We start from the raw sequence: 20,763 nt of genomic DNA on the forward strand, positions 1-20,763 counted from the left end.
GCAGGCCTCGGATGTCTGGCGTTTGGCGCGAATGGGGTTGCGCACCGTAAATCGCGCCCCCTCACCCCAGCCCTCTCCCAAGGGAGAGGGAGCCGATATTTGGGCTTTTAAAGATTTGAGTTCGACTCGGTTTTTCACGTTGCCGCGATTCGCCCGATCGCCTCGGTCAGTTCCCTCTCGCTCCGGGAGAGGGTTAGGGTGAGGGGCTTTTGCTTTTCCGGTTGTGCGCCGCAGCCGCCAATTGCCCCGTATCCACCCGCACAAATACCGAATCACCCACTGCCGTCAGCACTTCCCCCGCATACACCTCGCAAATCACCCGCGTTTTGCGCCCGACATCGCCTTCGACTCTCGCCCGCAAGATCAGTGGCACGCCCATGGGCGTTGGCTTGATGAACTTGATCCCGAGGTTGCCGGTGACGCAATCGATGCGCGGCAGGCTGCCGGCTTCGCGGTTTTCGGCGCGGTAGTGCCAGGCCATCGCTGTCCAGTTGGAGTGGCAGTCGACGAGCATGGCGATCAGTCCGCCGTAGACCAGGTCTGGCCAGCCGCAGTAGTGGGCGTCGGGCAGGTGTTCGGCGATGACGTGGACGCCATCATCGTCCCAGCGGCTTTTGACGTGCAGGCCGTGCGGATTGCGGCCGCCGCAGCCGTAGCAAATGCCTTCGGGGGCGGCGAGGTCTTGCAGTGGAATGTCGTGGCTAGACATGGCGTTGATCGTCCTGAGGTGACGAGGCGGGAAAGGCGTTCGGTGTCAGCCAGGTGTCGACGACACGGCGATCCAGCTCTTCCCAATAGGCCATGCCCAGCACGCGAGTGGTGTTGAGCCCGCGCAGATAACCTCGCAGTTGATGCGCGGTGTCGCGGATCAGCTGCGGATCGCGGGTGCTTTTGTCCAGCAAGACGGTTTCGTACTGGACCAGGTATTCAGCCACTCGCTCGCGGTACTCGGACAGCACGGCGTCACGGATCAGATCAAACGTTCTCAAGGCGAGACCCTCATCATTTTCTTGGATTTGTGGAGTGTGCATCAGCCTGCTCGGCACGCAACTATTGCTAGAAGTAATAGTGACCATCAAGAAACGCAAGTTCTGCTTTGTCGGCAATCGGCGGAAAATCGCCTCCATCGAAGACGCAGCTCAAGGAAATTGCGCGATGAACACTCTGACACGACTGGCACTGATCGCCCTGCTGATGGGCGGGGTGGTTGCCACTGCACCGGCTTACGCAGACGACGCCAAGTCGTGTCACCTGCAACCCATCGCCGCCAGTGCATCGACTTTGCAGCACACGCAGACCGTGGGTGTGCTGTTGAGCGAGAACACGTTGCAGAACCTGCAATACCTGGAGCGTTACCACGACATGGCGCTGAACGGTGCGAAAGACGCACTGGATTCTCGAATCCGCGACGCCTTTGTCGGCAGCTCCGATCCGGAACTGGCCCTCGACTGGCTGATGAGTTCGCTGCAACAACAGTTCGTTTCGGTGACCGTGTACGACAACCTCGATGCGCTGGTTCAGGCCCACCCGGACATCGTGGTCAAGCTCGACACGTTTAACCGCTTGCTGACGCAGCGCAACAGTCTGGTCGAAGCGCGGTTTTCCGCCAGGTTCTACGACGCCGACCTGCAATACATCGGCAAGGCTGAAGGGGCGATCGAGCAAGAGTTGCCTTCGGTCTGGGTGCATGACCAGGCGGCGCCGCAAATTGCCGCGCAGATCAATCAGCAGCGTGATCTGCAACTCAGCGCGCTGAAGCAATTTGATGTGTCGCTCAAGGCGCTGGTGGCGTCGAGCTGATTCTTAAAACGTAAATGGCAACGGCGGCGCCGTGAAGTCGAACCGTTGCCGGTTGAACCGAACCTTTATTTTCAGGATTACACCGATGCGTCCTTTATTCGTGCCTGCCATGGCGTTTGCTTCCTTGTTGCTCGCTGGTTGCGCTTCTGCGCCGAACGACCCGACCTTGACCTTGCAGACCAGCAAGACGCCCGAACAATACGCCGATTGCGTGGTTCCGAAGTTGCAGGGCAGCGCGTTGAACCCGACGGTTTCGCAGAATCAGCGCAGTTATCGGATTGTGGTTCCCAGCAGAGTCGCCGCGGATAACGTGCTGGAGGCTTACAAGGCCGGGAAGGGCGGCAAGGTGTTTATTTATGAGCGGCACCTGCTGGCGTCTAATTTGCTGCCTTCGAGTTTCGAGCGGGCGGCCCAGGATTGCATTTGATCCGGCCCCGGATGGTTTTTTGACAGAGCTCCTTTGGTTGGCCGCAACCAACCAATTTTTGGCCCCACACCGCTAGTTGGTTGTGGGGTTTTTTTTGGCCTTGGCGGCCTTAGACCGTCAGCGGCGTTCAGACCCACTTGAAGCGGGCAGGGAAGCGGGCCACGAAACAGGTGCCCGCATCACTGTCGGAGGTCACGCTCAAGGTGCCGTTGTGTGCACTCGCAATTTGCGCGGCGATATACAGGCCCAATCCCAACCCCTCATGACGCGGGCCCGCTTCGGAACGGGAAAACGGTTCGAACAGCAGTGGCATCAGAGCGGGTGGGATCGGCTCGCCCTGGTTGGTCAGCGAAATGACGATCTCGTTGCCCTCGGCGAACGCCTTGAGCACGATCGGCTCGGCGATGGAGCCGTGGGTCACCGCGTTGCCGAGTAGATTCGATAACAGCTGGCTGATGCGCAGCGGATCGCAATAGATGCCTGTCGGCAACTCCAGGGAATGCGCAAACCTTGCTTGCGGATGCGTAATTTGAATCTCTTCAAGCGTCTGCCGTAGCGTTTGCTGCAGGTCATCGACCAGTTTGCGCTGCACTGGAATCCCGCTGCCAAGCCGACCCCGGGCAAAGTCGAGGATGTTTTCGATCAACACGCCCATACGCACGGAGCTGGTGCGGATCGCCGAGAGCAGCGTTCGCGAGCGCTTGTCCTCGGTTCTACTTTCCAGCAGGTCGGTGCTCATGCGGATGGCGTTGAGCGGCGTGCGCAAGTCGTGGCCAAGTACCGCGATGAACTGCTCGCGCAGGCGCCCCAGTTCATTGGCGTCCGCCAAAGCGGACTGGGTGGCGTGCAGATGCCCCTGGGTGTCCAGGTTCATCGCAATCAACTGGGCAAACAGGGTGAGGGTTTTCTCGATGGCCGGCTCGTCGAGATTCGCCGGGACCGAATCGATGGCGCACAGCGTGCCGAAAAACTCGCCGTTGGCCTTGATGATCGGGATGGAGATGTAGCTTTCCAGGCCGTAGATTTTCGGCGTGTGATGTGCCGAGAAAACCGGGTGGGCGCTGGCGTGGCCGAAGATCACCGGCTGACAATGCTGGCGAATCTCGTGACAAATGGTCGATTCGAGCACCAGTTCGCCGCCGGGCAATAACCCGAAATCGATCGAGTCATCGACGGCGCAGGCGATCCATTTGCTCTCGGTCACCCGGGCTACCGCTGCGAAGCGCATGCCGGTCAGGTGCTTGACCATGCTTAGAATCACTGGCACAGCGTCGATGCTGCCGATGGCTTGGAGGTCGGATGAAAAGTCGGTTTGGGGCATGGCGCTGCTTCGCGAGGGTGTTGCCAGAGACTATCGGTAATTGCCGGCGATGCAAAACGCACTTGCAAAAAAGGGCGCCGGGCAATGTCTCGGCGCCCTTTTTTATGCTCGCTGGTTTGTTATGGCAGCGAATCCCTGTCGACTCAGAACTTGTACTTCGCCGTCAGCATGTAGTTGCGCGGCGTGCCGTAGTTCTCGGTCGACCCCCAGGTTACGTCGGTGCCGATGGACGAGTAATACTCACGATCAAAGATGTTGTTGGCGTTGACCTGCAGGTCGAGGTGCTTGTTGACCTCGTAACCGGCCATCAAATCGGTGACTGCGTAGCCGCCCTGTTCCAGGCGATAACTGCTGCCACTGGCCAGAGCAATGTCGTTGTACATGCGGCTCTGCCAGTAGACGTTGCCGCCCACGCGCAGTTTTTCCAGCGGGCCCTTGAAGCGATACACCGTGGACACCTTGAACAGGTGCTCCGGCATGTCGGTATCGAACTTCTGATTGTTGTTGGCCGGATTTTCATCCTTGATGTAATGCGCGCGGGTGTAGGTGTAGCCGGCGCCGACTTGCCATTGCTCGGTCAGCGCGCCCTGCAATTCCATGTCCACGCCCTGGGCGCGGACCTTGCCGGAGGTTTCGTAGCAGGTCAGTTCCGGGCAGCCTAGCTGAGTCGCAGCCTGGGTGGCGCGGTTGGTCTGGTCCATCTGGAACACGGCCAGACTGCCATTCAGGGCGCCGTTGAAGTATTCGCCCTTGATGCCGATTTCGTAGTTTTCACCGACGATCGGCTCCAGCACTTTACCGCCGAGATCCTTCTGGGTCTGCGGGGTGAAGATGTCGGTGTAGCTGGCGTAGACCGAGTGATGGTCGTCGAGCTTGTAGATCAGGCCGGCGTAGCGCGTGAGGTTACGGGTGACCTTGTAATCGCCGTCGGCGGTGCGGTCATCGTAGTCATACCAGTCCAGGCGGCCGCCGAGAATCAGCGTCAACGGATCGGCCAGGCTCAAGCGAGTGGTCAGATAAACCGCATCCTGAGTGGTGACGTTGCGAGTCTTGCCGTCACGGACGAAGTCAGGCTTTGGCGCGCCGATTGGCCAGGCGGTGGTGTAGGGCGAATATTCCTTCGTGGTTGCGTCATACACCCGATTGCTGGCGCCGACGACCAGTTCGTGGGTACGGCCGAAGGCTTCGAACGGGCCGCTCGCAAAGCCATCGAATGCGCGCTGCTTGTCGGTGTGGTGGGATTGATACGCCGTGGTTTCCAGCGGGCCGGCGTAGCGCGACAGGTAGGTGCCGGAGAACTCTCCATCGACCGTCGAGGTCGAGCCGCCGAGGTGCAGTTTCCAGTCGTTGTCGAAGCGGTGTTCGACTTCACCGAACACGGTATCGACCTGCAACTTGCGGTTTTCCCAGTCGGTGCCGGGGTAGGTGGAGCGGGGCAGGTCGAGGTGATGACCGTTTTCGCCGATCGGCAGGCCGCCCCAGAAATAGTTGGTCTGATCGTTCTGCCGGGAGAAACCCAACGTCGCGGTGGTGCTGTCACTCAGGTCCGCCTCGCCGATGGCATAGAACAGACCGTGGTCGTTTTCTTCCTTGTCGCGGAAGCTGTCGGCGCCCTGATACGAACTCACAACGCGGCCGCGCAAGGTGCCGCTTTCGTTCAACGGGCTGGAGGCATCGATTTCGCCTCGGTAGTCATCCCAACTGCCGGCAGCGCCGGTGAGCGTGACTCGCTGATCGGCGGTCGGGCGTTTGCGCACCATGTTGATCGCGGCTGACGGGTTGCCGGCACCAGTGACGAGGCCGGTCGCGCCACGGACGATTTCCACCCGGTCGAACATCGCCAGATTCGGTTGCACCGCCAGGGTGAATGGCGAATACGAGCTTGGCAGGCCGTCGTACATGATGTTGTCGATGTCGAAACCGCGCGCCTTGTACGTTTGTCGCCCCGGGCCGCTGGCCTCGCTGAGGAACAGGCCCGGCGTGCCGCGCACCACGTCATTGACGCTGGTCATGTTCTGGTCGTCCATGCGCTGACGGGTGATCACCGTCACCGCCTGCGGGGTTTCGCGCATGGTCAGCGACAGCTTGGTCGCGGTCTGCATTGGGCCGGTGGTGTAGGACTGCGTGTCTTCGGTGGTGCTGCTCATCTGCGTGGCGCCGATCTCGGTCGCCTGCAGTTCGAGTGGGCCGTTCGCTGGCGCAGCGGAAGCAGTCTCATCGGCCAGGGCCGGTGCGATGCTGGCCATGCCAATGGCGATTGCGAGGAGGTTAGGTGAAAGGTTCGAGCGGCGGTGCATGGTCTGAAACGACATCTATCTGCTTCCCCAGGATTTCCAAACGAAACGAATGCGAGTGCATGTAAGAATTATTCGCATTAGTATGTCGGAAGAATCTCGGGGGATAAACCCGTACGGCTCAGTTAGTTAATGATTTTTTCACAATTGGCGTTGGCGTCCCCTGAAGCGAATGTGGGAGCGAGCCTGCTCGCGAATGCGGTTTGTCATTCAACAGATGCGTTGTCTGATACACCGCTTTCGCGAGCAGGCTCGCTCCCACGTTTTTTTGTGCCCTTGGGTCAGTAAGTCGTTCGCCAGAAGGGCTGCGTTTATCTCAGTTCAAATCCTCGGCCCCATGCCGCTCCGGCACCTGACTGTCTTCATCACCCCAGGTGCGATTCACCCGTTGCCCGCGCATGACCGCCGGCCGTTTGGCGATCTCTTCCGCCCAGCGCTGCACGTGGGTGTATTCGTGAGCCGCGAGGAACTCCGCTGCCGAATACACGTTGTTGCGCACCAACTGACCGTACCAGGGCCAGACCGCGATATCAGCGATGGTGTAGTCGTCGCCGGCCAGATACGCGTTATCGGCCAGACGGCGATTCAGCACATCCAGCTGACGTTTGGCTTCCATGGTGAAGCGGTTGATCGGGTATTCAAGCTTCTCGGGTGCGTAGGCATAAAAGTGCCCGAAGCCACCGCCCAGATACGGCGCCGAGCCCATTTGCCAAAACAGCCAGTTGAGGGTTTCGGTACGACCGGCCGGATCTTTTGGCAGGAAAGCGCCAAACTTTTCCGCCAGATAAAGCAGGATCGAACCGGACTCGAACACGCGGACCGGCGGCTCGACGCTGCGATCCAGCAGTGCCGGAATTTTCGAATTCGGGTTGATCTCGACAAAACCGCTGGAGAACTGATCGCCTTCGCCAATACGGATCAGCCACGCGTCGTATTCGGCCCCGGTGTGACCGAGCGCGAGCAATTCTTCGAGCAGGATGGTGACTTTGACGCCATTGGGCGTCGCCAGCGAATACAGCTGCAACGGATGCTTGCCGACCGGCAGCTCCTTGTCATGGGTCGGCCCGGCTACCGGGCGGTTGATGCTGGCGAAGTGGCCGCCGGAAGGGGCTTCTTGTTTCCAGACCTTGGGCGGAACGTAAGACGCTTTGCTCATGAAACGGACCTCGTCGATGCTGGGAGGGAACAGGTAGACACCGTAGGGAAAATTTCCGCCGCGTGCCAGCGCTCAGAGATTTATCTGTCAAATCCACAAATCCCCGCAGGAGCGAGCAGCACAATCCATCGAAACTTCGTCGCGCACCCCACTGTCCAGACCCTTACACATCCATGCAGCGGTGAAAGGCGAGGATCGAGATGACGATGACAGTAGGTGACTTTCTGATCGAGCGGCTCAGCAAATGGGGCGTCACGCGGATTTTTGGTTATCCGGGCGATGGTATCAATGGCGTCTTCGGTGCCATGAGCCGGGCGAAAGGGAAGATTGAATTCGTACAGGCACGGCATGAGGAAATGGCCGCATTCATGGCCTCGGCTCACGCCAAGTTCACCGGTGAGCTGGGCGTGTGCATCGCCACTTCCGGGCCCGGCGCTTCGCACCTGATCACCGGTCTCTACGATGCGCGGATGGATCACATGCCGGTGCTGGCCATCGTCGGCCAACAGGCGCGGACGGCGTTGGGTAGTCATTACCAGCAGGAGCTCGATCTGGTGTCGATGTTCAAGGACGTCGCCGGCGCCTTCGTGCAGCAGGCCTCGGCGCCGTCGCAAGTGCGCCATCTGCTGGATCGCGCGGTGCGCACAGCCGTTGGTGAGCGCCGCGTTACCGCACTTATTTTGCCTAATGATTTGCAGGATCTGCCTTACGAGCAACCGGCGCGCGCCCACGGCACCGCCCATTCCGGTGTCGGTTACAGCAAGCCGAAAGTGCTGCCCTACGAAGCTGATCTGCAGCGTGCCGCCGAGGTTCTGAACAGCGGCGAGAAAGTCGCGATTCTGGTGGGTGCCGGGGCATTGGGGGCGACGGATCAAGTGATCGCTGTGGCCGAGAAACTTGGCGCAGGCGTCGCCAAGGCCCTGTTGGGCAAAGCGGTATTGCCGGACGAACTGCCGTGGGTCACCGGCAGCATCGGTTTGCTCGGCACCGAGCCCAGCTACAAGTTGATGAGCGAGTGCGACACCTTGCTGATGATTGGCTCGGGATTCCCGTATTCCGAGTTTCTGCCCAAGGAAGGCCAGGCTCGCGGCGTGCAGATTGATTTGCAGCCGGACATGCTCAGCCTGCGTTACCCGATGGAGGTCAACCTGGTCGGTGACTCAGCGGAGACCCTCGCCGCGTTGCTGCCGTTGCTTGAACAAAAAACCTCAAACACGTGGCGCAAGAAAATCGAAGGCTGGCGCAGCAACTGGGAGAAAACCCTGGAAAAACGCGCGATGGCCAAGGCCGATCCGGTCAATCCGCAACGTGTGGTTTACGAGCTTTCACCGCGCTTGCCCGACCAGGCGATCATCACCAGCGACTCCGGCTCTTGCGCCAACTGGTTTGCCCGCGATCTGAAAATCCGCCGTGGCATGAAATGCTCGTTGTCCGGCGGCCTGGCCTCGATGGGCGCTGCGGTGCCATACGCGATTGCCGCCAAATTCGCGTTTCCGGAGCGCCCGGTCATTGCCCTCGTCGGCGACGGCGCGATGCAGATGAACAACATGGCCGAGCTGATCACAGTCGCGAAATACTGGCGGCAATGGGCGAGCCCGAAATGGATTTGCGCAGTGTTCAACAACGAAGACCTCAACCAGGTCACTTGGGAGCAGCGGGTGATGGAGGGCGATCCGAAGTTCGAAGCGTCGCAAAGCATCCCCGATGTGCCTTACCACCTGTTCGCCATTTCCATTGGCCTGAAAGGTATTTTCGTCGATCGCGAAGAAGACGTCGCGGCGGCGTGGGAACAGGCGCTGGCCTCGGACGTCCCGGTGCTCATCGAGTTCAAGACCGACCCGAACGTGCCGCCGCTGCCACCGCACATCAAACTGGAGCAGGCGAAGAAGTTCGCCACGACCTTGCTCAAGGGCGATCCGGACGAGGCCGGCGTGATCGTGCAAACGGCCAAGCAGGTGCTCGGCGCCGTGATGCCGCGCAAGAAATGACGGCGCGCGATTGAACGGGCCAACCCTTTATATCGGGTGTGCTGGCTGGAGCCTCGGCCGCGAGCACTGGCCGGCATTCCCGGCCGAGGGCACGCATCTGCAGCGCTATGCCGCCCGGTTCAATTGTGTGGAAATCAACAGCGCGTTCTATCGCCCGCATCGCCGTCAGACTTACCAGCGCTGGGCCGATTCGGTTCCGCCAGGGTTTCGCTTTGCTGTAAAAATGCCAAAGCTCATCACCCATGAACACCGCTTGGCGGACATCGAGGCCGCGCTTGATGAGTTCTTGGGGCAGTGCGGCGGATTGGGTGAGCGCTTGGGCTGTCTGCTGGTGCAGTTACCTCCGAAACTGGCGTTCGAAGCGTCGGTCGCCGAAGCGTTTTTTCGCTCCTTGCGTGAGCGTTTTCAAGGCGCCGTGGTGCTGGAACCGCGACACGAATCGTGGATCGGCGCCGAGGCGATGTTGGTCGACTTCAAGATTGCCCAGGCCGTGGTGGACCCCTCGCGCATCAGCACGGACACCGCGCCGGCTGGCTGGCAAGGCCTGCAGTATTGGCGCCTGCACGGCTCGCCACGCATCTATCACAGCGCCTACGACGTGCCTTATCTGGAAGGCCTTTCCCAAACGCTGTTGCGCGCGGGCGCAGAGGACAAAGACATCTGGTGCATCTTCGACAACACGGCCAGCGGCGCCGCAACCGCAAATGCGCTCACGTTGAGCGCGCTCGTCAGGGCTGGCGAGCGCTGAAACAAAGGCTTTGAGCGCGCTATCGCAACCCACACAAACCGTCCGGCTACAGGTAAACTCCGCGCTCTTTTTTAGGAGTTCACATGAGTTATTACCAGCCGGGCATTCTCGCCACCCCTGTTCCTGCGCAAGCACGTCATCTGTTCTTCGCCCTGGCGTCGGTTGAAGCCTTGCCGCAAGCGATCGACAACCTGCTGATGCTGGTGGATGGCAAGTCGGCGGTGGTGGGTATTGGTGAGTCTCTGTCCAAGGCGCTGAACGTGGAGATCGCCGGCTTGCGCAGCTTCCCGGCTCTTACTGGCGTCGGCGTTGAAAACCCGTCGACCCAGCACGCGCTGTGGGTCTGGTTGCACGGCGTCGACCGGGGTGAGTTGCTCAACCGTAGTCATGCCCTCGAAGCCGCGCTGGCCCCGGCCTTTCGCCTGGTGCAGATGCAGGAAACCTTCCGCCATATGGACGGCCACGACCTGACCGGCTACGAAGACGGTACTGAGAACCCGCACGATGACGCCGCTGTCGCCGCCGCGCTGCAAAGCACGGGCGCTGACGGTCTGGTGGGTGGCAGCTTCGCCGCGATCCAGCAATGGCAGCACGACCTCAAGGGTTTTCACCGGTTATCTGCCGGTGCCAAGGACGACATCATGGGGCGCCGCCTGAGTGATAACGAAGAAATCGACGACGCGCCGATCTCTGCCCACGTCAAACGTACCGCCCAGGAAAGCTTCGCGCCGCAAGCGTTTGTCGTGCGCCGCTCGATGCCGTGGATCGAAGGTGAACGCGCCGGTTTGATGTTCCTGGCATTCGGTTTTTCGCTGGACGCGTTTGAAGCACAATTGCGACGCATGAGCGGTCTGGAAGACGGCATTGCCGATGGCTTGTACAAGATCAGCCGGCCACTCACCGGTGGCTATTACTGGTGCCCGCCGATCAAGGCCGGACACCTCGATCTGCGCGCCTTGCGCATTGGCTGAGGAATGAATATGAACGTGGTGCGCTGGGGCATGATCGGTTGCGGCAGTGTCGCGGAACGCAAGAGCGGGCCAGCCTTCTACAAGGCGCCCGGTTCGGCGCTGGTCGCGGTAATGGGCCGACGTCTCGAAGCTGTCACCGACTACGCCGCGCGCCACGGCATCAGCCGCATCTACACCGATGTCGATGCGCTGATCAACGATCCGGAAGTCGACGCGGTGTACATCGCCACGCCGCCCGACAGCCACCATGCCTACAGCCTGAAAGTCGCCGCCGCCGGCAAGCATTGCTGCGTGGAAAAACCCATGGCGCTCAATGCCGGGCAAAGCCGCGACATGCAGCAGGTGTTTGCCGAGGCCGGATTGCATTTGTTCGTTTCATACTACCGCCGCTCGCTGCCACGCTTCGCACAAGTGCAGCAATGGCTTGAGCAGGAGCGTATCGGAGAGGTCCGGCACTTGAGCTGGACGCTGACCAAAGCGCCGTCAGCGGCGGATCTGGATGGCCGCGACAATTGGCGCACCGACCCTGCGGTCGCCGGCGGCGGTTACTTCGCCGACCTGGCCAGCCATGGTTTTGATCTGTTCCAGTATCTGCTCGGCGATATTGTCGAAGTCGCCGGTTTCACGACGCGTCAGGCCAGTTTGTATGCGGCGGAAGATGCGGTCAGCGCCAGTTGGCGATTCGCCTCCGGGGCGCTGGGCATGGGTTGCTGGAACTTTGTCGCGGACCGGCGCGAGGACCGGGTCGAGATCATCGGCAGCGCAGGGCGGATCAGTTTTTCGGTGTTTGATGAGCATCCGGTTCAGCTGTTTGCCGATGAGCAAGTCAGCCTCGAGATTGCCCATCATGAGCATATTCAGTGGCACCACGTGCTCGGGATGAACGCACACATTCGCGGCGAATCGAAACACCCCGCAGTTGCCGAACAAGCCGTCAAGACTGACTGGGTCATGGATCAGATCCTCAAACGTTGAATGGACCACGACCCCCTGTGGGAGCGAGCCTGATCGCGAAAGCATTCCGTCAGTCAATACTTCGGTGACTGACACGCCGCTTTCGCGCTCCCACAGGGTATTTTGCGCGTCACGTATCTAAGGTTATGTCCAAACAATATTTCTCAACCTTGTCATAACAACCCTAAGATCACGTCATAACTCGTTATGACAAGTGATCCCTTGATGACCGATAACGTTCTTTCCCTCGGCAGCGTCCCGCTGCACACCCAGCTGCGCGACGTGTTGCGTGCCCGCATTCTTGATGGCGAATACCCGCAAGACAGCCAGATGCCGTCTGAAAGCGAGCTCGGTGCGCTGTTCAAAGTCAGCCGCATCACCGTGCGCCAAGCGTTGGGTGACCTGCAAAAGGAAGGGCTGATCTTCAAAATCCACGGCAAGGGTACTTTCGTTGCCAAGCCGAAAACCTTTCAGAACGTCAGCAGCCTGCAAGGCCTCGCCGAGTCCATGACCGGGCGCGGCTATGAGGTGATCAATCGCCTGCGCAGCTTCAAATTCATCCCGGCGGACAAGCGCGTTGCCGAACGTTTGCAGGTTGCCGAAGGCGAGATCGTCGCGCAGATCAAACGGGTGCGCCTGATCAACCGTGAGCCGATCTCGCTGGAAATCACCTACCTGCCCAAGGCCATCGGCGAGCGGTTGGAGAAGGCTGATCTAGTGACCCGGGACATCTTCCTGATTCTGGAAAACGACTGCGGCATCGCCCTCGGCCATGCCGATCTGGCCATCGATGCGGTGCTGGCCGACAGCGATCTGACCCAGGCGCTCAACGTCGAGGCGGGCTCGCCGATCATGCGCATCGAGCGCCTGACCCACGATGCGCAAGGCCAGCCGCTGGACTTCGAACACCTTTATTACCGTGGCGATGCGTTCCAGTACCGCCTGCGGATCGACCGGCAAAAAGGGGAGCGCGCATGAGTCGCAGCACGTTGGAACAGGAATACGACATCGTCGTCATTGGCGGTGGTACTGCCGGGCCAATGGCGGCCATCAAGGCCAAAGAGAAAAACCGTGATTTGCGCGTGCTGCTGGTGGATAAGGCCAACGTCAAACGCAGCGGCGCGATCAGCATGGGCATGGACGGCCTGAACAACGCAATCATCCCCGGCCACTCGACGCCGGAGCAGTACACCAAGGAAATCACCATCGCCAACGACGGCATCGTCAATCAGGCAGCGGTGTACGCCTACGCAACGCACAGCTTCGAAACCCTCTCACAGCTTGACCGCTGGGGCGTGAAATTCGAAAAGGACGAGACCGGCGATTACGCGGTGAAAAAGGTCCACCACATGGGCGCCTACGTGCTGCCGATGCCGGAAGGGCACGACATCAAAAAGGTCCTCTATCGCCAGTTGAAACGCGCACGGGTGAACATCACCAACCGCCTGGTCTGCACGCGTTTGCTGACTGACGGGGAGGGCGCGGTCAACGGGGTGATGGGGTTCGATTGCCGCACCGCGGATTTTCACGTGATCAAGGCCAAAGCGGTGATCCTCGCGTGCGGTGCCGCCGGGCGCCTCGGCTTGCCATCGTCCGGTTACCTGATGGGCACCTACGAAAACCCGACCAATGCAGGCGACGGCTACGCCATGGCCTATCACGCCGGCGCAGAACTGGCGAACCTCGAATGCTACCAGATCAACCCGCTGATCAAGGATTACAACGGCCCGGCCTGCGCTTACGTGACCGGCCCGTTGGGCGGCTACACCGCCAACAACAAGGGCGAACGCTTCATCGAATGCGACTACTGGAGCGGGCAAATGATGTGGGAGTTCCACCAGGAACTGGAAAGCGGCAACGGCCCGGTGTTCCTCAAGCTTGATCACCTTGCGGAAGAAACCATCCAGAACATCGAGCAAATCCTGCACAGCAACGAACGCCCGAGCCGTGGCCAGTTTCACGCCAATCGGGGGACCGACTACCGCACGCAAATGGTCGAGATGCACATCTCGGAAATCGGCTTTTGCAGCGGTCACTCGGCGTCCGGCGTGTGGGTCAACGAGCGTGCAGAGACCTCGGTGAAAGGTTTGTATTCGGCGGGAGACATGGCTGCCGTGCCGCACAACTACATGCTCGGTGCGTTCACTTATGGCTGGTTCGCCGGGCATAACGCGGCGGATTTTGTCGCGGGGCGTGAGTTTTCTGCGCTGGATGCCGGGCAAATCGAAAAGGAAAAAGCCCGGGTCTACGCGCCGCTGGATCGCGAGCACGGCCTGCCGCCCGCTCAGGTCGAGTACAAGCTGCGGCGCTTCGTCAACGACTACCTGCAGCCGCCGAAAGTGACGAAAAAAATGCAGATCGGCCTGCAGCGCTTCAGCGACATCGAACACGATCTCGAGCAGATGAAGGCCAACAACGCCCATGAGTTGATGCGTGCGATGGAAACCAGCGTGATCCGCGACTGCGCCGAAATGGCCGCCCGCGCCTCGCTGTTCCGCGCCGAAAGCCGCTGGGGGCTGTACCACTATAGGGTCGACCATCCGCAGCGCAACGACGCTGAATGGTTTTGCCATTGCCATTTGAAGAAGGGCGAGGACGGTCGGATGACCAGCTTCAAGAAAGCCGTCGAGCCTTACATCATTGCGCTCGATGCCGAAGAAATGCAGGCCTACGACCGCTTGCGCGTTGGCGCCTTTGCCGCTTGAGACATCACTTTGGAGGGCCCGGATCATGGCTTATCAAGCCCAGGAAATCTTTTTTCGCTCCAACGCCCCGGTCACCGTGGACGAGGACAAATGCATCGCTGAAAAGGGCTGCACGGTGTGCGTAGACGTCTGCCCGATGGATTTGCTGGCGATCAACCCGGCCACGCAAAAGGCCTACATGGCGTTCGACGAATGCTGGTACTGCATGCCGTGCGAGAAGGATTGCCCAACGGGTGCGGTGAAAGTCGAAATCCCTTATCTGTTGCGTTGAATAAAACCCCTGTGGGAGCGAGCCTGCTCGCGAAAACGGTGGTTCACACAGCAACGATGGCGACTGGCGCACCGCCTTCGCGAGCAAGCTCGCTCCTACATTGAAATGTGAAACTCCAAAGCCATCCGGCGAACCCCGGACGCTGATTTTGAATAACACCCCTCGTTTCCCACCGCGCCCTGATCGCGGCGGAGACGAACTTCCAATCAAAGATTCGAGGGGAAACACTCATGTTGCGTGCAGCACTTGCCGGTCTGGTACTGGCTTCGTTCACATTATCGGCCTCGGCCGAAACCATCCGCATCGCCATCGGCACCCAGGACACCACCATCAACTGCGCCGCTGGCGGTCTGCTGATCCGCGAGCTCGGTTTGCTCGAAAAATATTTGCCCCACGACGGCGTCTATAAAGAGGCGAAGTACGACGTGCAGTGGAAGAACTTCACCAGTGGCGCGCCGCTGACCAATGAAATGGTCGCCGGCAAACTCGACTTTGGCGCGATGGCCGATTTTCCCGGTGCGTTCAACGGCGTGGCGTTCGAAACCGCCGGCAAGCACAGCCTGTTTATCAGCGTGCTGTCGGGCAGTATCAAGGGCAGTGGCAACGGCATTGTCGTGCCGAGCGCATCGGCCGTGCAGGGTCTGAGTGAACTCAAGGGCAAAACCATCTCGGTGCCGTTCGCTTCGACGGCCCACGGTATGTTGCTGCGCGCCGTGGCAGAGCAGGGCTGGGACCCGCTCAAGGATGTGAACATCATCGCCCAGCCACCGGAAGTCGCCGGTTCGGCATTGCAGGCCGGCAAGATCGACGCCCACGCCGACTTCGTGCCGTTCGCCGAGCTGTTCCCGAGCCGCGGTTTCGCTCGCAAGATCTACGATGGCGCCCAGGCCAACGCGCCGACCTTCCACGGTGCGCTGGTGGATCAGGCGTATGCGAAAAAGTACCCGGAAATCGTCGTCGCTTATCTGCGCGCCAGCATCGAAGCCAATCAACTGCTCGCCGCCGAACCCGAGAAGTACAGCGAACTGATCGCCAGCGTCACCGGGGTCGATGCCGAGGTCAATTACCTGTTCCACGGCCCGCTTGGCGTGCAGACCCGAGACCTGAGCTGGAAGCCGGAATATCGTCAGGCTGTCGGCACCGCCATCGATACGTTGAAACTGCTGAAGAAGGCTGATCGCGGTCTCGATCTGAACACCTTCATCGACGACCAGTATATCCGCGCGGCCTTCAAGGCTTCGAACCTCGATTACACGGCGCAACTGGTCAACTACGCGCAGACGCCATTGCCGGGTGTGGATGCGGCGACGGGCAAGGCCATCACGGATTTCAGCCATGTCGCGGAAGTCTGGGTGCGCGGCGAGGAAAAAGTACGCCGTTATGGGTCGGCTGAATCAGCCTTTACTGCGTTGGCAGCGTTGAAGCAGGAGGGCAAAAACATTCGCGCGGTGTACGCGCAGGCCAGTGACAGCGGGATCAAGTTGTTGGCGCAACAGGCCTGGTTTGCCAGCGACGGCAAGGGACGCCTGAGTGCATTTCTACTCAAGGGCCAGGCCCAGCAATACGCCACGGCACAGGGCGGAAAAGTTTTCGACTTCAACGATGCCACGGCCCAGGTGGTTGCCGCGCGCTGAAGATCAAAAGCCCCTCACCCTAGCCCTCTCCCAGAGGGAGAGGGAACTGACCGAGGTGTCTGGTAGAGATACGCCGACATGCAATACCGAGCCGAACGAAGGGATTTGATGACCATGAAAATCGGCTCCCTTTCCCCCTCGCCCCCTTGGGGAGAGGGTTGGGGTGAGGGGGTAAATGTCAGTCACGCACAGATCCAGAACCGGAAACACGATCGATGAAAACACTCCGCTGGACATCAAAAAGTCTTTCACTGCTGCTCTGCCTGCTCTTCTGGCAACTCGCCGCCAGTCATCACTGGAACCTCGGCCTGGTCACGTTCGCCAACGTGCCAACGCCATTGGCCGTGATTGATGCCGCGTTGGGCTTGGGCGATTCGGGCAAACTCTGGCAGCACCTGAGCAGCAGCCTGGGCCGTGTCTTCGCCGGTTATTTCGCCGCACTGGTGATCGGCATCGCTCTGGGGCTGGCCATCGGTCGTTCGAAATGGGCCGAAGACCTGCTGTTGCCGCCGCTGGAAGTCCTGCGCCCGATCCCCGCCGTGGCATGGATTCCATTGGCCATCCTGATGTTTCCATCCTCTGAACTGTCGATGGTTTTCATTACCTTCACCGGCGCGCTGTTCCCGATTCTGCTCAGCACCGTGCACGGTGTAGAAGGCGTTGACCCACGCCTGATCGCTTCGGCGAGAAGTCTCGGGGCAGGGCGCCGCGCGATTCTGCTGGAGATCATCCTGCCGGGCGCCGCGCCGAGCATCATCACGGGGCTGGCGATCGGTATGGGCACTTCGTGGTTCTGCCTGGTGACGGCGGAAATGATCTCTGGTCAGTTCGGCATCGGTTATTACACCTGGGAGTCCTACACGATTCAGAACTACGCCGATATCGTCGTTGGCATGCTCCTGATCGGCGTATTGGGCATGAGCAGCAGCCTGCTGATCAAACGTCTGGGCGGTTTGTTCACGCCCTGGCATCGACCGCGAGGAAAGGCCTGATGAGCGTGATGCAAACCCCCGAAGGGCGGATCGATATTCGCCAGTTGTCCATTGTTCTCGGCCAGGGGCGCGAAGCCTTCGAAGCGGTGCAGGGCCTCGACTGCCAAATCGAAGCCGGCCAGTTCGTCTGCATTCTTGGCCCGTCCGGTTGCGGAAAATCGACGTTGCTCGGCGCCTTGGCCGGCCACTTGAGTGCGAACACCGGCAGCCTGAAAGTCGACGGCCATACCGTGTCTGGCCCGTCACCGCAACGCGGTATGGTGTTCCAGCATCACACGCTGTTCCCGTGGCGAACGGTGCGGGACAACGTTGCCTTCGGCCTGAAAATGCGCGGCATCGGCAAGGCTGAACGGCATCGCGCCGCCGATGACATTCTCGCACTGGTCGGCCTCGACGGTTTCGCCGAACGCTGGCCCGATCAACTGTCCGGCGGCATGCAGCAGCGTGTGGAGATTGCCCGGGTGCTGATCAATCGGCCGCGTCTGTTGCTGATGGACGAACCGTTCGGCGCGCTGGATGCGCTGACCCGGTTGAGCATGCAGGAACTGTTGTTGGACATCTGGACGCGCATCCGCACCACTGTGGTGTTCGTCACCCATGATATTGACGAGGCGCTGTTTCTCGCCGACCGCGTGCTGGTGATGAGCGCGCGACCGGGGCGAATCATTGAAGACTTGCACCTGGATTTCCATCGTCCGCGCACCAGCGAACTGGTCACCAGCACCGAGTTCGTCCGACTCAAACGCCATTGCCTCGACCTGCTGCGCCATGACAACGACCGGCCGCTGCCACGCCTTAATCCGCTCGGCCTGCCTCCTGAAAACCCTCTGCCGCGATTTGCCCTATGACCTCGATTTTTGCTGTGACCGACAACCCTGAAATCCTCGCCCTGCAACCGCGCCTGACCGCCGAAGATGCCGGTGTCCGGCGCATTGCGCTGATTGATCTGGCGGATCTGGAAGAGCCTGATGGTTTGCTCTGGCTGGTCGATCGTCTCAAGCAGGATCCCGCCGAGGACGTCCGTGCTGAAGCGGCGCGTTTGCTTGAGGCCTGGGAAGATGAGCCGGTCGTTCAAGCCTTGTGCGAAGCGTTGACCGACGCCTCGCCAGCCGTGCAATCGGCAGCCGCGCAAAGTCTGAGTCTGCTCAAGAGTGAAGCAGCGGGGCGGGTGATTTTGCCGTGGACTGAGCATACCGACGTCAGCGTGCGCGTTGCTGCGTTCCGCGCCTTGCGTGAATTGCGTTTCGTCGAGGCCGCACCGGCAGCCGTTGTCGCGTTGGCCGATGCCGATGCCAATGTTCGTCGCGAAGCGGTTGGCGTGCTGGGCTGGCTCAAGCAACTCGATGCATTGCCAGACCTGGCGCGACTGGTCAGTGATGATCCCGACACTGAAGTACGCCGGGCGGCTACCGGTGCTCTCGGTCTGGCCAACGGTGCCGACGTGCTGCCGGCGCTGTTCCAGGCGTTGCGGGACAACGCCTGGCAAGTGCGCGAAGAAGCCGCGACCACGTTGGGCAAAGTGTGCCACGCCGACGCCGGCCCGGCCCTGGTCGAAGCCTTGAGTGACGACTATTGGCAAGTGCGCCTGCGCGCCACGCGCAGCCTCGGCCGCCTGCGTTTCGTCCCGGCGCTGGATGCGCTGATCGACACCCTCGGCCACCGCATCAGCAACCTGCGCAAGGAAGCCGCGCTGGCCTTGGGTGAACTCAATGATCGTGGCGCGGTGGCAGCGTTGCAGGCCGCGCAGGACGACGGCGATCCGGAAGTGCGAAAAGCTGTGCGCATTGCCTTGAGCCAATTGCAATGAACCCGCTGGCGGTCGGCAACTCACAAAGCGAACGAACACTGCGGCTGAGCTGGCCTGATGGAAGCGAATCATTGCTCAGCCATGCCGAACTGCGCAGGCAATGCCCGTGCTCGCAATGCCGCGCGTTTAGCCTGCGCGGCCTGACGCCGCTGGTTGATGATCGGGTTCGCCTGATCGAACTCAACCCACAGGGTTATGGTGTTCAACTGGTGTTCAGCGACGGCCACCAGCGCGGCATATACCCGTGGGAGTATCTGGCGAAACTGGGTTCTTCGCCTCTGCGCATTCTTGCAGAGACATGAGGATTCTGTAGGAGCTGACGAGTGAAACGAGGCTGCGATCTTTTGACGTTGATTCGATTGTTCAAGAGCAAGATCAAAAGATCACAGCCCTCAGCACCTCTTGCGTCGGCCTGGGCCGACTGACGGCGCTTGTCAGAAAAATCCCACAGGAGTACAAATGTACTCCATGACAAACCTGACTCCCCGCCGTACCGCCATCCTGACGTTTATCCGCGAACGCATCGCCGAACACGGTCAGCCCCCAAGCCTCGCTGAAATCAGCGAGGCTTTTGGTTTTGCCTCCCGCAGCGTTGCGCGCAAGCATGTGCTGGCGCTCACCGAAGCCGGTTTTATCGAGGTCAACCCGCATCAGGCCCGTGGCATTCGCCTGCTCGGGCAACCGCCGCGCCCGGAGCTGCTCGAGATCCCGGTGCTCGGTCGCGTGGCCGCCGGTGCGCCGATTGGCGCCGATGCGGATATCCACGACCGCTTGATGCTCGACCCGGCAGTGTTCTCCAAAACTCCGGATTACATGCTGCGGGTGCAGGGCGACTCCATGATTGAAGATGGCATCCTCGACGGCGATCTGGTCGGTGTGCGGCGCAACCGCGAAGCGCTCAACGGCCAGATCGTGGTCGCGCGTCTGGACGGTGAAGTCACCATCAAACGCTTCGAACGGGTTGGCGACCAGGTGCGTCTGCTGCCGCGCAACCCGGCGTATCAGCCGATCGTCGTGCGTGATGATCAGGATCTGGCCATCGAAGGCGTGTTCTGTGGTCTGGTGAGGCAAGGCTGATGGGCGCCGTTGTTGCGTTGGATACGCTGTTCAATGCCGGCCAGGTCTGGCGGGGCCGGTCTGCGCCACCGGCGGCCAGTCCACAGCCGACCGGGCATGCGGCGCTGGACGCGGCACTGCCCGGCGGCGGCTGGCCTGAAGCAGCGTTGAGTGAAATCCTCTTGGCGGGTCCCGGTGTCGGTGAGCTGCAACTGGTCTGGCCGACCCTGGCGCGATTGACGGCGGCGGGCGAGCGCATCGTGTTGGTGGCGCCTCCCTTCGTGCCGTACCCGCAGGCCTGGGCCCATGCCGGGGTTGATCTGCGCCAATTGTCGGTGATTCAGGCCAGCGAACGCGATGCTCTATGGGCCGCGGAGCAGTGCCTGCGTTCGGGCAGTTGCGGCGCGGTGCTGTGCTGGCCAAACAAGGCGGATGACCGTGCGTTACGGCGTTTGCAGGTGGCGGCGGAAACCGGCCAGACCCTCGCGTTTGCGTGGCGACCGTTGAGCGAAGCAGTCAACCCGTCGCCGGCGGCGTTGCGGATCGCCATCGACGCCAAACCTGCCCAGTTGCGCGTGCTTAAATGCCGTGGCGGCCTGGCGCGCGCGGCCCCGATTGCCCTCACCGTGGGGCATTGAG

Annotated in this window: 21 protein-coding genes; 16 read left to right on the forward strand and 5 right to left on the reverse strand. The window is 60.8% G+C overall.

Annotation, left to right across the window (positions count from 1 at the left end; translation table 11 throughout):
* Nucleotides 1-193: 193 nt before the first annotated feature.
* Together HU727_RS03415 and HU727_RS03420 are read right to left on the reverse strand one after the other, a co-directional pair.
* A complete protein-coding gene (locus tag HU727_RS03415) occupies nt 194-709 on the reverse strand; it encodes a PaaI family thioesterase (RefSeq protein WP_186528278.1) in 516 nt (171 codons plus the stop codon).
* The gene (locus HU727_RS03420) at nt 702-989 is read right to left on the reverse strand and encodes a hypothetical protein (protein WP_186528279.1); all 288 of its coding nucleotides are present in this window, start codon (nt 987-989) and stop codon (nt 702-704) included. The genes HU727_RS03415 and HU727_RS03420 overlap by 8 nt, the downstream gene beginning before the upstream one ends.
* A 166-nt stretch (nt 990-1,155) precedes the next feature.
* Between HU727_RS03420 and HU727_RS03425 the strand changes: the two genes are divergently transcribed.
* Both HU727_RS03425 and HU727_RS03430 read left to right on the forward strand, forming a co-directional pair.
* Nucleotides 1,156-1,800 (forward strand): class II glutamine amidotransferase domain-containing protein, encoded by a 645-nt coding sequence (locus HU727_RS03425; RefSeq protein ID WP_186528280.1) that lies wholly within the window; start codon nt 1,156-1,158, stop codon nt 1,798-1,800.
* Nucleotides 1,801-1,885: 85 nt separating this feature from the next.
* Nucleotides 1,886-2,227, forward strand: coding sequence for a YajG family lipoprotein (locus HU727_RS03430; RefSeq protein WP_186528281.1), 342 nt, complete (start codon nt 1,886-1,888; stop codon nt 2,225-2,227).
* A 127-nt stretch (nt 2,228-2,354) separates the two neighbouring features.
* On the opposite strand, the gene HU727_RS03435 is transcribed toward HU727_RS03430, so the two are convergent.
* The 3 genes from HU727_RS03435 to yghU all read right to left on the reverse strand — a co-directional run bounded on the left by HU727_RS03435 (nt 2,355) and on the right by yghU (nt 6,998).
* A complete protein-coding gene (locus HU727_RS03435) occupies nt 2,355-3,548 on the reverse strand; it encodes a GAF domain-containing sensor histidine kinase (RefSeq protein WP_225919766.1) in 1,194 nt (397 codons plus the stop codon).
* 143 nt (nt 3,549-3,691) lie between these two features.
* Entirely contained in the window at nt 3,692-5,860 is a 2,169-nt protein-coding gene (locus tag HU727_RS03440) for a TonB-dependent siderophore receptor (protein WP_186528282.1), read from the reverse strand.
* A 298-nt stretch (nt 5,861-6,158) separates the two neighbouring features.
* The gene (gene yghU / locus HU727_RS03445; protein ID WP_186528283.1) at nt 6,159-6,998 is read right to left on the reverse strand and encodes a glutathione-dependent disulfide-bond oxidoreductase; all 840 of its coding nucleotides are present in this window, start codon (nt 6,996-6,998) and stop codon (nt 6,159-6,161) included.
* Nucleotides 6,999-7,198: 200 nt separating this feature from the next.
* Between yghU and HU727_RS03450 the strand changes: the two genes are divergently transcribed.
* The 14 genes from HU727_RS03450 (at nt 7,199) to imuA (ending at nt 20,762) form a co-directional block, all read left to right on the forward strand.
* Nucleotides 7,199-8,986, forward strand: coding sequence for a thiamine pyrophosphate-requiring protein (locus tag HU727_RS03450; protein ID WP_186528284.1), 1,788 nt, complete (start codon nt 7,199-7,201; stop codon nt 8,984-8,986).
* Nucleotides 8,987-8,996: 10 nt separating this feature from the next.
* The gene (locus HU727_RS03455) at nt 8,997-9,734 is read left to right on the forward strand and encodes a DUF72 domain-containing protein (RefSeq protein ID WP_186528285.1); all 738 of its coding nucleotides are present in this window, start codon (nt 8,997-8,999) and stop codon (nt 9,732-9,734) included.
* A gap of 83 nt (nt 9,735-9,817) precedes the next feature.
* Nucleotides 9,818-10,705 (forward strand): Dyp-type peroxidase, encoded by an 888-nt coding sequence (locus HU727_RS03460; protein WP_186528286.1) that lies wholly within the window; start codon nt 9,818-9,820, stop codon nt 10,703-10,705.
* Between the two features lie 9 nt (nt 10,706-10,714).
* Nucleotides 10,715-11,680 carry a Gfo/Idh/MocA family protein gene (locus tag HU727_RS03465; protein ID WP_186528287.1) on the forward strand — a complete coding sequence of 322 codons (966 nt, stop codon included), beginning with the start codon at nt 10,715-10,717 and terminating at the stop codon, nt 11,678-11,680.
* Between the two features lie 204 nt (nt 11,681-11,884).
* The gene (locus HU727_RS03470) at nt 11,885-12,637 is read left to right on the forward strand and encodes a GntR family transcriptional regulator (RefSeq protein WP_186528288.1); all 753 of its coding nucleotides are present in this window, start codon (nt 11,885-11,887) and stop codon (nt 12,635-12,637) included.
* Nucleotides 12,634-14,364: a fumarate reductase/succinate dehydrogenase flavoprotein subunit gene (locus HU727_RS03475; protein WP_186528289.1), complete on the forward strand. Its 1,731-nt coding sequence runs from the start codon at nt 12,634-12,636 to the stop codon at nt 14,362-14,364. The genes HU727_RS03470 and HU727_RS03475 overlap by 4 nt, the downstream gene beginning before the upstream one ends.
* Before the next feature lie 25 nt (nt 14,365-14,389).
* Nucleotides 14,390-14,635, forward strand: a complete 246-nt coding sequence (locus tag HU727_RS03480) for a 4Fe-4S dicluster domain-containing protein (RefSeq protein WP_007959413.1) — start codon at nt 14,390-14,392, stop codon at nt 14,633-14,635.
* Nucleotides 14,636-14,865: 230 nt separating this feature from the next.
* A complete protein-coding gene (locus HU727_RS03485) occupies nt 14,866-16,269 on the forward strand; it encodes an ABC transporter substrate-binding protein (RefSeq protein WP_186528290.1) in 1,404 nt (467 codons plus the stop codon).
* 215 nt (nt 16,270-16,484) lie between these two features.
* On the forward strand, nt 16,485-17,261 hold the full coding sequence (locus HU727_RS03490; protein ID WP_186528291.1) for an ABC transporter permease: 777 nt from the start codon (nt 16,485-16,487) through the stop codon (nt 17,259-17,261).
* A complete protein-coding gene (locus HU727_RS03495) occupies nt 17,261-18,109 on the forward strand; it encodes an ABC transporter ATP-binding protein (RefSeq protein ID WP_186528292.1) in 849 nt (282 codons plus the stop codon). Before HU727_RS03490 ends, HU727_RS03495 begins: the two co-directional genes overlap by 1 nt.
* Nucleotides 18,106-19,068 carry a HEAT repeat domain-containing protein gene (locus tag HU727_RS03500; RefSeq protein ID WP_186528293.1) on the forward strand — a complete coding sequence of 321 codons (963 nt, stop codon included), beginning with the start codon at nt 18,106-18,108 and terminating at the stop codon, nt 19,066-19,068. The genes HU727_RS03495 and HU727_RS03500 overlap by 4 nt, the downstream gene beginning before the upstream one ends.
* Nucleotides 19,065-19,370, forward strand: coding sequence for a DUF971 domain-containing protein (locus HU727_RS03505; RefSeq protein ID WP_186528294.1), 306 nt, complete (start codon nt 19,065-19,067; stop codon nt 19,368-19,370). Before HU727_RS03500 ends, HU727_RS03505 begins: the two co-directional genes overlap by 4 nt.
* A 157-nt stretch (nt 19,371-19,527) precedes the next feature.
* Entirely contained in the window at nt 19,528-20,145 is a 618-nt protein-coding gene (gene lexA, locus HU727_RS03510; protein ID WP_186528295.1) for a transcriptional repressor LexA, read from the forward strand.
* Nucleotides 20,145-20,762 (forward strand): translesion DNA synthesis-associated protein ImuA, encoded by a 618-nt coding sequence (gene imuA / locus HU727_RS03515; RefSeq protein ID WP_186528296.1) that lies wholly within the window; start codon nt 20,145-20,147, stop codon nt 20,760-20,762. Before lexA ends, imuA begins: the two co-directional genes overlap by 1 nt.
* The last annotated feature ends 1 nt before the right edge of the window (nt 20,763 follow it).

This window comes from Pseudomonas khorasanensis (assembly GCF_014268505.2).
Taxonomy (GTDB): Bacteria; Pseudomonadota; Gammaproteobacteria; order Pseudomonadales; family Pseudomonadaceae; genus Aquipseudomonas; species Aquipseudomonas khorasanensis.

Coding starts and splice junctions, on each gene's coding strand:
- HU727_RS03485 (WP_186528290.1), top strand. CDS start 14,866: ATGTTGCGTGCAGCACTTGCCGGTCTGGTACTGGCTTCGTTCACATTA.
- HU727_RS03495 (WP_186528292.1), top strand. CDS start 17,261: ATGAGCGTGATGCAAACCCCCGAAGGGCGGATCGATATTCGCCAGTTG.
- imuA (WP_186528296.1), top strand. CDS start 20,145: ATGGGCGCCGTTGTTGCGTTGGATACGCTGTTCAATGCCGGCCAGGTC.
- HU727_RS03425 (WP_186528280.1), top strand. CDS start 1,156: ATGAACACTCTGACACGACTGGCACTGATCGCCCTGCTGATGGGCGGG.
- HU727_RS03505 (WP_186528294.1), top strand. CDS start 19,065: ATGAACCCGCTGGCGGTCGGCAACTCACAAAGCGAACGAACACTGCGG.
- yghU (WP_186528283.1), bottom strand. CDS start 6,998: ATGAGCAAAGCGTCTTACGTTCCGCCCAAGGTCTGGAAACAAGAAGCC.
- HU727_RS03470 (WP_186528288.1), top strand. CDS start 11,885: ATGACCGATAACGTTCTTTCCCTCGGCAGCGTCCCGCTGCACACCCAG.
- HU727_RS03490 (WP_186528291.1), top strand. CDS start 16,485: ATGAAAACACTCCGCTGGACATCAAAAAGTCTTTCACTGCTGCTCTGC.
- HU727_RS03475 (WP_186528289.1), top strand. CDS start 12,634: ATGAGTCGCAGCACGTTGGAACAGGAATACGACATCGTCGTCATTGGC.
- HU727_RS03430 (WP_186528281.1), top strand. CDS start 1,886: ATGCGTCCTTTATTCGTGCCTGCCATGGCGTTTGCTTCCTTGTTGCTC.
- HU727_RS03440 (WP_186528282.1), bottom strand. CDS start 5,860: ATGTCGTTTCAGACCATGCACCGCCGCTCGAACCTTTCACCTAACCTC.
- HU727_RS03460 (WP_186528286.1), top strand. CDS start 9,818: ATGAGTTATTACCAGCCGGGCATTCTCGCCACCCCTGTTCCTGCGCAA.
- HU727_RS03415 (WP_186528278.1), bottom strand. CDS start 709: ATGTCTAGCCACGACATTCCACTGCAAGACCTCGCCGCCCCCGAAGGC.
- HU727_RS03450 (WP_186528284.1), top strand. CDS start 7,199: ATGACGATGACAGTAGGTGACTTTCTGATCGAGCGGCTCAGCAAATGG.
- HU727_RS03435 (WP_225919766.1), bottom strand. CDS start 3,548: ATGCCCCAAACCGACTTTTCATCCGACCTCCAAGCCATCGGCAGCATC.
- HU727_RS03480 (WP_007959413.1), top strand. CDS start 14,390: ATGGCTTATCAAGCCCAGGAAATCTTTTTTCGCTCCAACGCCCCGGTC.
- lexA (WP_186528295.1), top strand. CDS start 19,528: ATGTACTCCATGACAAACCTGACTCCCCGCCGTACCGCCATCCTGACG.
- HU727_RS03465 (WP_186528287.1), top strand. CDS start 10,715: ATGAACGTGGTGCGCTGGGGCATGATCGGTTGCGGCAGTGTCGCGGAA.
- HU727_RS03500 (WP_186528293.1), top strand. CDS start 18,106: ATGACCTCGATTTTTGCTGTGACCGACAACCCTGAAATCCTCGCCCTG.